Annotated in this window: 13 protein-coding genes; 6 read left to right on the top strand and 7 right to left on the bottom strand. The window is 70.7% G+C overall.

Translation table 11 applies throughout. From position 1 onward, the window contains the following. Nucleotides 1–13: 13 nt before the first annotated feature. On the bottom strand, nucleotides 14–259 hold the full coding sequence (locus ACJJV7_RS10000) for a DUF1272 domain-containing protein (RefSeq protein WP_405375189.1): 246 nt from the start codon (nucleotides 257–259) through the stop codon (nucleotides 14–16). A 96-nt stretch (nucleotides 260–355) separates the two neighbouring features. On the opposite strand from ACJJV7_RS10000, the gene ACJJV7_RS09995 reads away from it, so the two are divergent. Then, nucleotides 356–1,216: a hypothetical protein gene (locus ACJJV7_RS09995; protein ID WP_405375190.1), complete on the top strand. Its 861-nt coding sequence runs from the start codon at nucleotides 356–358 to the stop codon at nucleotides 1,214–1,216. Between the two features lie 27 nt (nucleotides 1,217–1,243). On the opposite strand, the gene ACJJV7_RS09990 is transcribed toward ACJJV7_RS09995, so the two are convergent. Further along, nucleotides 1,244–1,552, bottom strand: a complete 309-nt coding sequence (locus tag ACJJV7_RS09990; protein ID WP_405375192.1) for a hypothetical protein — start codon at nucleotides 1,550–1,552, stop codon at nucleotides 1,244–1,246. A 118-nt stretch (nucleotides 1,553–1,670) separates the two neighbouring features. After that, nucleotides 1,671–2,552: a LysR family transcriptional regulator ArgP gene (locus tag ACJJV7_RS09985; protein ID WP_405375194.1), complete on the bottom strand. Its 882-nt coding sequence runs from the start codon at nucleotides 2,550–2,552 to the stop codon at nucleotides 1,671–1,673. An 86-nt stretch (nucleotides 2,553–2,638) separates the two neighbouring features. Here ACJJV7_RS09985 and ACJJV7_RS09980 point away from each other — a divergent pair, with 86 nt between their 5' ends. Continuing rightward, a complete protein-coding gene (locus ACJJV7_RS09980; RefSeq protein WP_405375196.1) occupies nucleotides 2,639–3,364 on the top strand; it encodes a LysE/ArgO family amino acid transporter in 726 nt (241 codons plus the stop codon). Between the two features lie 8 nt (nucleotides 3,365–3,372). Here the strand turns inward: ACJJV7_RS09980 and ACJJV7_RS09975 are convergent, their stop codons facing one another. Further along, nucleotides 3,373–3,741 carry an Lsr2 family protein gene (locus tag ACJJV7_RS09975; RefSeq protein ID WP_405375198.1) on the bottom strand — a complete coding sequence of 123 codons (369 nt, stop codon included), beginning with the start codon at nucleotides 3,739–3,741 and terminating at the stop codon, nucleotides 3,373–3,375. A gap of 28 nt (nucleotides 3,742–3,769) precedes the next feature. Further along, a complete protein-coding gene (locus ACJJV7_RS09970) occupies nucleotides 3,770–4,582 on the bottom strand; it encodes a LuxR C-terminal-related transcriptional regulator (protein WP_405376165.1) in 813 nt (270 codons plus the stop codon). A 160-nt stretch (nucleotides 4,583–4,742) separates the two neighbouring features. Here ACJJV7_RS09970 and ACJJV7_RS09965 point away from each other — a divergent pair, with 160 nt between their 5' ends. Both ACJJV7_RS09965 and ACJJV7_RS09960 read left to right on the top strand, forming a co-directional pair. Next, entirely contained in the window at nucleotides 4,743–5,090 is a 348-nt protein-coding gene (locus tag ACJJV7_RS09965) for a DUF485 domain-containing protein (RefSeq protein ID WP_405375200.1), read from the top strand. Then, nucleotides 5,087–6,706 carry a cation acetate symporter gene (locus ACJJV7_RS09960; protein ID WP_405375201.1) on the top strand — a complete coding sequence of 540 codons (1,620 nt, stop codon included), beginning with the start codon at nucleotides 5,087–5,089 and terminating at the stop codon, nucleotides 6,704–6,706. The genes ACJJV7_RS09965 and ACJJV7_RS09960 overlap by 4 nt, the downstream gene beginning before the upstream one ends. 39 nt (nucleotides 6,707–6,745) lie before the next feature. On the opposite strand, the gene ACJJV7_RS09955 is transcribed toward ACJJV7_RS09960, so the two are convergent. After that, a complete protein-coding gene (locus ACJJV7_RS09955; protein WP_405375203.1) occupies nucleotides 6,746–7,255 on the bottom strand; it encodes a methylated-DNA--[protein]-cysteine S-methyltransferase in 510 nt (169 codons plus the stop codon). 179 nt (nucleotides 7,256–7,434) lie between these two features. Between ACJJV7_RS09955 and ACJJV7_RS09950 the strand changes: the two genes are divergently transcribed. Next, nucleotides 7,435–11,127 carry an AAA family ATPase gene (locus ACJJV7_RS09950; RefSeq protein WP_405375205.1) on the top strand — a complete coding sequence of 1,231 codons (3,693 nt, stop codon included), beginning with the start codon at nucleotides 7,435–7,437 and terminating at the stop codon, nucleotides 11,125–11,127. Continuing rightward, nucleotides 11,117–11,305 (top strand): hypothetical protein, encoded by a 189-nt coding sequence (locus ACJJV7_RS09945; protein ID WP_405375207.1) that lies wholly within the window; start codon nucleotides 11,117–11,119, stop codon nucleotides 11,303–11,305. Before ACJJV7_RS09950 ends, ACJJV7_RS09945 begins: the two co-directional genes overlap by 11 nt. On the opposite strand, the gene mscL is transcribed toward ACJJV7_RS09945, so the two are convergent. Then, nucleotides 11,302–11,730 (bottom strand): large conductance mechanosensitive channel protein MscL, encoded by a 429-nt coding sequence (mscL, locus tag ACJJV7_RS09940; protein ID WP_405375208.1) that lies wholly within the window; start codon nucleotides 11,728–11,730, stop codon nucleotides 11,302–11,304. The genes ACJJV7_RS09945 and mscL overlap by 4 nt on opposite strands. Nucleotides 11,731–11,759: the final 29 nt, after the last annotated feature.

Raw genomic sequence — 11,759 nt, 5'->3', positions numbered from 1 at the left:
GCCAGCGCCCGCGTCAGGCGACGCCGTCGGCGCACTCCGCCGAGACCACACGCGTCGTCGACGCGGGGTTCCGCTCCAGCGCGCCGCCGCGGCGCGACGGACGCGCGCTCAGCTCGCCCCCGCAGTTGGGGCACGCGCCGCCCGGAAAACGGGTGACGCAGTCGGCGCACCAGGTGCACTCGAACGAGCAGATGTAGGCGGGTTCGCCCGGCGCGAGGTCGCGGTCGCAGCATTCGCAGTTCGGGCGCATCTCGAGCATCCCCTCACGCTACGGCGCCTGCCCGTCGCGGGCCTGCTCCTTCGGGCCGTGCTCCGGCGGAATCCTGCCAGGGTGAATTCGGTCCACAATGGTCGGATGAGCGACATCGACGCGCGTCTGACAGAGATCGCCGCCCGGCTGAGCGTCGTCCCTCTCGAGGAGTTCGTCTCCGCCCGTGCGTCCGAGGCCACGGCCGCCGATGATTCCGCGCTGGCCGCGGCCGTCCGCCGACTGCGCAAACCCGTCCTCGCGGCGTGGGTCGTCAACGTGTTGGCCGCAGAAGCGCCGGACGTGCTCCAGCCCGCGCTCGGGCTCGCCGCGGAGCTTCGCGACGCTCTCGATGCGGGGGATGCCGCCGCGCTCGGCGACCTGACCGCGCGCCGCCGGTCCACTCTCCGATCCCTCACGGCGGAGGCGCTCGACAGAGCCGCACGCAGAGGGGCCCATGTCAGCCCCGCCGTCCGCGACAGCGTCGAGCGCACCCTGAATGCGGCCCTCCGCGACCCGGATGCCGCCGCGGCCGTCGCCTCTGCCCGTCTCCTGCGTCCGATCGACGCCACCGGCATGGAGTCTCCCGATCTGACGGATGCCGTCTCGGGCCCGTTCGATGCCGCGGCGCCCACGGGCGATGCGGCTCCGACCGATGAGCTCGCCGAGCGGCGCCGGCGGCGGGATGCCGAGCGCGAGGCCCGGGAGGCTGCACGTCACGCGCAGGCGGCGGAGCGCGAGCTCACGCGGGCAGCCGAGCGCGGTGATCTCGCGCGACGAAAGGCGGAGGAGCTCGAGGAGCGACTGCGGGCGCTCGACGCCGAGCGGGCTCAGCTCGAGAGCGAGATCGCCGTGGCGCGGGAGGGCGTCGACCGGCTCGACGCTGAGGTGGGCGACCTGCGGAGCGCCGCGCGCACAGCCGCCGCCGATGCGGAAAAAGCCGAGCGCCGACTCACGTCGAAGAGCTGAGCCGAGGAGTGGTCGGCGGCGCGATGATCAGCGCGAGCGGGCGTGGTCGAGCGCGGCGGTGGCCGTCGACCAGACGAGCGTCTGCATGATCTCCTCGGCGCGGTCGTACCGCGCGCCCGAGAGCACCACGTACACGGCGCCGACGACATCGACGTAGCCGACGGTCTCGCCGGAGATCCGAACCACATAGCGGTCGGCTGCCAGCTGATCCCACTGGATGCGCGACGCACGCGGAGAGGGGGCCGCTGGTCGACGGGACGGAAGTGCGCGCAGCGCTTCGCTGTCCACGGAGACCTGGGCGGGCTCGGCGTCAACGACCTCGGATTCGATATACATCTCGCACCTCGTCCCACTTCACCCAGTTGATCCGCCCCAGTTACAGGCACCACCATCTCCCGGGCGCGCCGGATCGATCAGGGGATTGACTCCCGCATCGCTGTCGGCTACTCCGGGGCTATGTGACCGAGGGGGAGTCGCGGGCGGCCGCGCGGACGGCATCCGTGACGCGGTCGAGAAGGGGCGATGAGAGGTTCCACCGCTGCCAATAGAGCGGCACGGAGATCGTGTCGTCGGCGAGGGTCACGAGCGACCCGTCGGCCACTCCGGCCTCGTACTGGCCCGGCAGCAGCATGCCCCAGCCGAGCCCTGTCCTCACCGCTTCGGCGAACTCCGCCGAGGCGCTGATCACGTGCCGCGGCGCGCTCAGCCGGGCGCCGTGCCGCCGGGCGAACGAGGACTGCAGCGTGTCGTGGTGGTCGAAGTCGACGATGGGTGCGGTCTCGAGCGACGCCCTATCGAGTCCGCCCGCGAACCAGCGCTCGGCGAAGGCCCGCTCGGCGACGGCGGTGTAGTGCATTCGCCCCAGAGGAGAGACGACGCACCCGGTGACGGCCTTCCGCTGCGAGGTCACCGCTCCCATGACCGTGCCCGCGGCGAGCAGCTGCGCAGTGCGCTCCTGATCCTCCCGGTGGATCTCGAAGGTCACGGCGTGATCGGCGGTCACGGCGGCGAGGGCGGGCAGGAACCAGCTGATCAGCGAGTCGGCGTTCACCGCGAGGGGCACGCGCGGCGCCGAGACCTCCTCGCCGAGCGCGACGCGTGCGTCGTGCTCGAGGACGGCGAGCTGGCGCGCCAGGCGCACGAGCGGTTCGCCGGCGTCCGTCGCCGTGACCGGCTTGGTGCGCCGGAGGACGACCCGCCCGATGCGCTGCTCGATCGCCCGAATACGCTGGCTGACCGCGCTGGGGCTGATGCCGAGGCTGGCTGCCGCCCGTTCGAGGGTGCCCGCGTCGACGACCGCGGCGAGGGTCCGGAGCTGCTCGAGGGGGAGGTCCATGAAGCCCACCGTAGATGAAGCTGTGCTTCACATAACGAAGAATCCTTCGCTGTACTGTCTACCGTCACACCCTTAGCGTCGATGTCATGCCTCCCGAGATCATTGCGCTCCTGTCCGGCCTCGGACTCTGCCTCGGCCTGATCGTGTCGATCGGCGCCCAGAACGCGGTCATCCTCCGCCAGGGTCTGCGCCGTCAGCACGTGGGAATCGTCGTCGCCGTCTGCGTCATCAGCGACGCGATCCTCCAGACGATCGGCGTCGCCGGCGTCGCCACGCTCGTGACGTCGCACCCGTGGCTCGAGACCGTGGCCCGCTGGGCGGGTGCGGCGTTCATCGTCGGCTTCGCGCTGGTGAGTGCGCGGCGGGCCTGGCGCGGCGGAGGCTCGCTCGAGGCGGCGACCGACGACGCGGATGCCGCGCCTTCGGCATCCGGTGGTGCGTCGCCGCAGGCGCAGCCGGTCGATGCGGATGCCGCGCCGCAGCCGGCCGGGGGAGTGCTCACCGCGGTGCGACCCCGCCGCCGGAGCGGCCGGATGGCGACGCTCCTCACGATCCTCGCCGTGACGTGGCTGAACCCGCACGCGATCGTCGAGACGACCGTCGTGCTCGGCTCAGTCGCGGCGACCCACGGCGACGCGCGGTGGTGGTTCCTCGCCGGGGGCATTGCCGCGAGCACGGCGTGGTTCATCGCGTTCGGCTACGGCGCGCGCTACCTCGCACCCCTCCTGCGCACCGAGCGCGCATGGCGGATCCTCGACGGCGGCATCGCGGTCGTGATGATGGGGATCGCCGTCAGCCTCGTGGTGGGCTGACGTCTGGATCAGTGCGCGGCGTCGTACGCGTCGAGCACGTTGGCCGGCACGCGACCGCGCTCGGAGAGCTCGAAGCCGTTCTTCGCCGCCCACTCGCGGATGGGGCCGTAGTCGCGCTGACCGGTGCGGCGCTGCTTGCGGCCGGCCGCTCCGTTGCCGCCGTTCGACGCGCGGCCCGACGGCGCCCGCGTCGACACGCGGCGGGCGGCGTCGATGTACGCGGCGAGCGACTCGCGGAGTGCCGCGGCGTTGTCGTGAGTGAGGTCGATCTCGTAGGCGGTGCCGTCGATCGAGAAGAGGACCGTCTCGCCGTCACCCACTTCGAGGACGGTGCCGTCCAGGTCGTCGACGAGCTGATGCACGATTTTGCGGGCCATGGCCGAAGCCTAGGGGAAAGCGCGGGAATTACGGGAGAAGACCCGCGCGGCGAGCCTTGGCCACTGCGGCGTGGCGGGTGGAGGCATCCAGTTTCGCCATGGCGGCCTGCAGGTACGACTTCACCGTTCCCTCCTTGAGGGTCAGGGTCGCCGCGATCTCCGCGTTCGTCGCCCCCAGGGCGCAGCAGGCGAGGACGTCGATCTCCCGCGGTGACAGGGTCACCTCGAGGGGCACGACGGGGCCGTCGCTGTCGCGCGAGATGGCTGCGAGTCGGCGCTCGACGGCGGCGATCCGCTCGCGCACGCCGGCGTCGGCGACAGACGCCGCGATGCTCCGGAGCTCCGCGTAGCTCTCGCGCAGGTCCTCCTGCGTCGCGGCCGACAAGGCCGGATCGTGCGGCACGAGGGCGGCGACCCGGCGGTCGACCTCCTCGCGCACACGGATCTCCGTGGCGATGATGTCGGCGGCGCGGAACGCGGGCCGGCTGACGAGGTCGCCGACGGGTCCGGGTGTCCACGATCCGCAGTACAGGATGCCGCGGGGGCGCCCGGCGACGACGATCGGCACCGCGAGGAGCGTCGAGATGCCCTCACCGAGGATCGCGCGGTCGTAGTCGTGGGTGATCGTGCGGGCGGTGCGGTAATCGAGGGCGAGGCGCGGCCGCTTCTCGACCATCGCGGCGCCGCCGAGTCCACGGCCCGACTGGACCACGAGGCCTTCGATGTGGTGCGTGCGGGCGCCCGAGATGGCGCTGACGTGAACGCTGCCGCTGCGCTCGAGTCCGCCGAAGACGACGGGGAAGCGGGTCTGGCGGGCAAGATCTGCCACAGCTCGAGACATGAGCTGCGTATCGGTGTCGATATCCACGCGGTGCCCACTTACCTACTTCCGGGGGTGACGGCCCCCGCGCCGCCTTCGTACGGTCGAACCTACCACGCGGCCATTTCTGTGAAACCGCCGTGAGAGCAACGTCGCTCATCCCATGAGGCAAGGAGGCCACATGTCGCAGTCATCCCACGACGGCGCGGACGGGAGTGCCATCGACTACGTCGCGATCGAGCGATCGCCACGATTCGTCGAGCTGAAGAAGAAGCACCGGAGCGTGGTCTTCCCGCTCGCCGTGCTGTTCCTCGTCTGGTACTTCGCGTTCGTCCTGCTGTCGTCGTTCGCGCCCGACTTCATGGCCCAGCAGGTGTGGGGTCACATCACCATCGGGCTGCTGCTCGGGCTCGGGCAGTTCGTCACGACCTTCGCCATCACCACGGGCTACGTCTCGTACGCGAACCGCACCCTCGACCCGATCTCCTCCGAGATCCGCAACGACCTCGAGAAGCAGGAGACCCGATGACCCCCGTGCTCTTCGCCGCCGCACCCGCGGGCGCCGCCGAGAACAATCCCGTCCTCAACATCTCGATCTTCGGCGCCTTCGTCGCGGTGACGCTGTTCATCGTCATCCGGGCGAGCCGCAACAACAAGACGGCTGCGGACTACTACGCGGCCGGACGCTCGTTCACCGGACCGCAGAACGGCTTCGCCATCGCGGGCGACTATCTGTCGGCGGCATCGTTCCTCGGCATCGTCGGCGCCATCGCGATCAACGGCTACGACGGGTTCCTGTACTCGATCGGCTTCCTCGTCGCGTGGCTCGTCGCCCTGCTGCTGGTCGCCGAGCTGATGCGCAACACCGGCAAGTTCACGATGGCGGATGTCCTGTCGTTCCGCCTCGCGCAGCGCCCGGTGCGCCTCGCCGCCGCGATCACGACCCTCGCGGTCTGCTTCTTTTACCTGCTCGCACAGATGGCCGGTGCCGGCGGGCTCGTCTCGCTGCTTCTCGGCATCAACGACCAGGTCGGTCAGTCGATCGTCGTGGCCGTGGTCGGCGTCCTCATGATCGTCTACGTCCTCATCGGCGGAATGAAGGGCACCACCTGGGTGCAGATCGTCAAGGCGTTCCTGCTCATCGGCGGCGCCATCGTCATGACCATCTGGGTCCTGGCCATCCACGGATTCAGCCTCGACACCCTCCTCGGTGCGGCGGTGGACGCCTCGGGCAGCGACCCGCAGGAGGCCATCCTCGGACCGGGCCTCCAGTACGGCGCGAACCCGTGGGACTTCATCTCCCTCGCGATCGCGCTGGTGCTCGGCACCGCCGGCCTGCCGCACGTCCTGATGCGCTTCTACACCGTTCCCACGGCGAAGGAGGCGCGTCGATCGGTCGTCTGGGCGATCTGGCTCATCGGCCTCTTCTACCTGCTCACGCTCGTCCTCGGCTACGGCGCGGGTGCGATCGTCGGCGCGGAGACGATCAAGGCGGCGCCCGGTGGTGTCAACTCGGCGGCTCCGCTGCTGGCGGCGGCGCTCGGTGGTCCGGTTCTGCTCGGTTTCATCTCGGCGGTCGCGTTCGCAACGATCCTCGCCGTCGTCGCCGGTCTCACGATCACGGCCGCCGCGTCGTTCGCCCATGACATCTACGCCAACGTCGTGAAGAAGGGCAACGTCCCGCCGGACGGCGAGGTCAAGGTCGCCCGCCGCACCGTCATCGTCATCGGTGTGCTCGCGATCCTCGGCGGCATCGGCGTCCAGGGTCAGAACGTCGCGTTCCTCGTCGCGCTGGCCTTCGCGGTCGCCGCGTCGGCGAACCTCCCGACGATCCTGTTCTCGCTGTTCTGGCGGAAGTTCACGACGCGCGGCGCGGTGTGGAGCATGTACGGCGGTCTCGCGACGGCCATCGTGCTGATCGTCCTGTCGCCGGTGTTCTGGGGCACGGAGACGAGCGTGTTCAAGAATGTGGGCATGGCCATCTGGCCGCTCAACAACCCGGGCATCGTCTCGATCCCGGTCGGCTTCTTCCTCGGCTGGCTGGGCTCGGTCACCTCCCGGCGGGCAGAAGACGCCAAGAAGGCAGCCGAGATGGATGTGCGATCGCTCACCGGCTACGGCGCCGAGAAGGCGGTCGATCACTAGAGCGGATCACGACCCCCTCTCGAGGCGGGAGCAGACGGCCTACTCGTCTGCTCCCGCCTCGAGGTCTATGAGCAGGCGCTTGCGCTCGGGATGCCCGCCGTATTCGCCGAGCGATCCGTCCGACCGGATGACGCGGTGGACGGGCACCACGATCGACCAGGGCGTCTTCGCGCACGCGGAGCCGACGGCGCGGTTGGCTCCCGGCGCGCCGGCGGCGATCGCGATCTCGGCGTAGGAGGCCGTCTCGCCGTACGGGATCTCGGTGATCGCCTCGAGGGCGCGGCGCGTGAATCCGCCGACAAGGCGCTGGTCGAGCGGGATCGTGAACGCGCGGCGCGTGCCCGAGAAGTACTCGTCGAGCTGAGAGGCCACCGCAGCGCCGGCTGCCGGATCGGCCTCCGGCAGAGCTCGGAGGAGCATGCTCAGGCGGGCGAGCTCGGCATAGGCGGGCCCGTCGAGGATGGAGAGTGCGGCGAGGCCCTCGTCGGTCATCACGACGAGGGCCTCGCCGATCGGTGTCGGGTGCACCGAGTATGTGGCGAACGTCATGCCCTCATCATGTCGGGGCGTCGCACGCCGAAGGGCGCAAGGCGGCGGCTGTGGAGGGCCGGGCCGGGTCGCACGGGTGGGGGAGGAGGCGCGATCGCGCGAAACTCGGGGCCTGTTCCGGTGTTTCCCGGGCGAGTCCGCATAGTGTTTGTGCTGTGTGGCGAGCGGAGAGTGGTGCGGTGCGCGGCGAGAGGGCCGAGTACCTGGCGTCGGTGACCCCGGCGGACATCCACCTGTCCGATCCGGATGTGCTCCTCATGCACGCCGCGGTTCCCGAGCAGAAGCGCCTCCGCGAAGAGGCAGCGCACCTGGGCGGGTCGTCGACGCTGCTGCACTACCGCGACACCGGTGACGCGGGCATCGACATCACGAAGGCCCACCCCGGCAGCCTTCCCCAGTTCATCACCGGCCGACCGACCCTGCTGTCGAACATGTTCCGCGACGAGGTCGCGCTTCGCACGGCCCGTCTCGCGGCCGAGCGGATCACGTCGAAGGACGTCGAGCTGCGGACGGCGCGCGGGCTCGACACCGTGCACCTCGCGATCGGCATGGCCTCGTGGCGCATCGGCGGCGTCGCCTGCATGGCTCCGGTCCTGCTCCGTCCACTCCAGATCCGCCGGCATCATTCCGACTTCGATCTGCGCCTGCACGGCTCGTTCGCGATCAACCCCGAACTCGTCACGGCCGCCCGCATCCACTTCGGCATCGACGTCGACGGCGACGCCCTCGCCGCCCTCGCCCATGATGGTGGCGTGTTCCAGCCTCAGCCGGTGATCGATCACCTCCGGGCGCTGACCTCCCACATCCCGACCTTCACGGTGCTGCCGCGCCTGATCGTCTCGACGTTCGCCGACGTCGCCTCCGACATGGAGCGCGACGCCGTCTCGCTCGACCATCCGGTGCTCAACGCCCTCGCCGGCCACCCGGCCGATCGGGAGCGCCTCTCGTTCGTGCGGCCGCGACCCGAGTCGGTCAGCGCCGATGATCGACCCCCGGCATCCGATCGCCTGCTCCTCGATGCGGATGCCGAGCAGGAAGCCGTGCTCTCGCGCATCGTCGAGGGGCAGTCGCTGGCCGTCCACACCCTCCCGGGCACGGGGGGCACGCAGACCGTGATCAACGCGGTCGGGGAGCTCGTCCGCACCGGCAAGCGCGTGCTCGTCGTGAGCGCACGCCGCTCGACCCTCGACGGGGTCCGTCACCGGCTCGCCGGAATCGGGCTGCCGGGGCTCACGGTGTCGCCCACGCGCCTGCACCGCGACCTCGTACGGGCGATCGCCCGCAACGAGAAGGCCGAGCCCCCGAAGGTCGCCGAAGTCGACGATGCCCTCGTCCGGCTCCGGAGCGTCTTGCGCGACTATCGCGCCGCCCTCACGCAGCGCCACGCCTCGGTGGGCGTCTCGCCCCTCGAAGCCCTGCGCCAGCTGACGACGATCGCGGCGCACGACCCGCAGCCGAGCGCGACCACCCGTTTCGACCTCGCGACGGTTCAGAAGCTCGCCACCCGGCGCACCGAGGCGGCGCAGACGCTCGCCGCGGCCGCGCGCCTGGGCGAGTTCCGCTTCGGACCCAACGACTCTCCCTGGTACGGCGTGGTCTTCACCACGACTGCCGACGCCCGCGCGGCGCACGCGCTGGCCGGCAAACTGCACCGCACCGAGGTGCCCGCGATCCTCGAGCGCGGCTACGAGCTCATCGGGCAGACGCGCATGCGGCCGTTCACGACGCTCGCCGAGATGGGCGCGTACATCCAGCTGCTGCAGGGCATCCGCGCTTCGCTCGATCGCTTCAGCCTGACCGTGTTCGAGCGGCCGCTGACCGACCTCATCGCCGCTCATTCGACGCGCCGCGAGTCGAGCGCGATGACGAGCGCGAACCGTCGCCGGCTCCGGCGCCTGTCGAAGGAGTACGTGCGTCCCGGAATGCACGTCACCGACATGCACGAGGCCCTCCTGAAGGTGCAGAGCCAGCGCACCGAGTGGCAGCGGCTGGTGGATGCCGGTGTCTCGCCGGAGCTCCCCCTCGGCCTCGACGACGTCGCCGCCGCCTGGCAGCGCGCCAACGCCGATCTGAACGAGCTCGACCGGTCGCTCGGTCGCACCGAGCCCCTGGCCGGTCTGCCGATCCCGCAGCTGCTCCGTACGCTGGCCGGCCTCGCCGCGGCATCCGACGTCTTCGACAACCTCGTCGAGCGTGCGACCCTCCGCGGAGACCTCGCGCAGCTCGGTCTCGAGCCGCTGCTGACCGAGCTCTCCGTGCGGCACGTGCCCGAGGCCGACGTGGCGATCGAGTTCGAGTACGCCTGGTGGCGGTCCGCGCTCGAGGCGATGCTCCGCTCCGACCGCGCGCTCCTCGGCGCCAACACCGCTGTGGTCGACCGCCTCGAGCGCGACTTCCGGCTGGTCGACGAGGCGCACGCCGGGTCTTCCGGTCCGCTGCTGGCATCGGAGCTCGCGAAGCGCTGGCGCATCGCCATCGTCGACGAGCCCCGTGAGGCGTCTGCGCTCAAGAGCGCGCTCCGCGGCGGAACCGCATCGCCGACCGAACTCGTCGCCTCCGCGCCCACCCTGATGCGCGTCCTCGCGCCCGTGTGGCTCGCGTCGCCGTACGAGGTTCCGAATGTCCCCGACCACCCCGACTTCGACGTGGTGATCATCGCGGATGCCGCCGCGCTCTGCCTGGCGGAGGCCGCCCCCGCTCTCCGTCGAGCCCGCCAGGTCGTCGTGTTCGGAGACCCGGTCACCCAGAAGCCCACTCCGTTCCGGCTGTGGTCGGGCCGCGGGGAAGACGAAGAGGCGCCCGAGGTGCCCTTCGACCACTCGAGCGTGTTCGAGCGACTGAGCGAACACCTGCCCGTCGAGGTCTTGACCCGGAGTTATCGCGCCGGCGGGGAGGACCTCGCCGAGCTCGTCAACGACGCGTTCTACCGAGGGGCGATCGACTCGCTGCCCTGGGCGGGGTCGTATCTCGGTCGCGGCAGCCTGAGCGTCGACTACGTCGAGGGGGGAACGGGCGCGCCCGACCCCGAGACCGGCGCGGTCGAGAGCCCCGACACCGAGGTGGCCCGTGTGGTCACCCTCGTCGTCGAGCACGCGATCAACCGCCCGGCGGAGTCGCTCATGGTCGTCACGGCATCGTCGCGTCACGCCGAGCGCATCCGTGCCGCGGTCGCCGCTGCGTTCGCCGGACGCTCCGACGTCGCCGATTTCGTGGGTCGTGAGACCGCCGAGCCGTTCGCCGTCCTCGGCCTCGAGGAGTCGGTCGCCGAGAGCCGCGACCGCGTCATCTTCTCGCTGGGGTTCGGACTCACCAAGCACGGTCGCGTGCTGAGCGACTTCGGCGACCTGTCCACGCCCGACGGGGAGCGACTGCTCACGGTCGGCATGACGCGTGCGCGCCGCTCGATGGTGATCGTCTCGTCGATCCGTCCCTCGGCGTTCGAAGAGGGCCGGCTCGCACACGGTGCTGCGACGCTGATGTCGATCCTCGGCAGCGTCGCCGCTCGCGGACGCGACGCCCGCCTCGAGGATCTCGCCGATCCCCTCACCCTCACGCTGGCGCAGCACCTCCGGAGCCTCGGCGTCTCGGTCGACGTGCACTACCGCGGCGGCCAGCTGCCGCTCGTGGCGCAGTTCAAGGGCAAGGCCGTGGTCGCCGATCTCGACCCCGAGAGTCGCCCCGAGAGCCTGCGGGAGACCCTCCGCCGACGGCCGCAGATCCTCCGCCGGCTCGGATGGCACTACGTCCGCGTCCATGCGTTCGACGTCTACCACGACCCTGCGAAGGTCGCGCTCCGCATCGCGGGCGTCATCGGCGTGCAGCCCGAGACGCCGTCGGCGCACGGCTCCACCCAGCCGATCGATGTCGACTGATCGCCAGCGGATCGAGCGGGTCGCCGGCTCACGTCGCGCGCGCCTGACCCCGGCCCCGGGCACCGACCCCGATCCGCACGTCGAGAAGACGGACGCCTCGCCCTCCCCGGCGGGGAAGGGCGAGGCATCCGGTCCGAACGACGATCGCCTGCGCGCCGACGTCCCGCCGCACTACTAGAGCGTCGGGCGGGTGCCCTCGCCGCGCTGCGCCTCGAGGAGGTCGCGGATCTGGATGAGGAGCTCCGCCTCGGTGGGGAGCTTCGCCGCCTCTTCGACGACGCCGGCCTTCGCGGCCTGGCGCTTCTTCCACTGGTTCATCGGGACGACGAACACGAGGTAGACCACGATCGCGACGGCGAAGAAGCTGATGATGGCGGAGATGAGGCCGCCGACGGGGAAGATCACTTCGCCGTGGAGTCCCTCGACCGGGATGCCGATCGCACCCGTGGTTTCATCAGCCTCGAAGACGAGGCCGACGAGAGGCGTGATGATGCTGCTCACGATGGCGGTGACGAGAGCGGTGAAGGCGCTGCCGATGACGACCGCGACGGCCAGGTCGATGACATTGCCGCGCATGATGAAGTCTTTGAAGCCCTGGATCACGGCTCCTCCTTCCGATGCCGGCACGAAGC

It is taken from the genome of Microbacterium sp. Ld4 (assembly GCF_045066555.1).
Taxonomy (GTDB): Bacteria; Actinomycetota; Actinomycetes; order Actinomycetales; family Microbacteriaceae; genus Microbacterium.
Note: the sequence above shows the minus strand (reverse complement) of the source record. Positions and strands in the feature narration are given on the sequence as shown.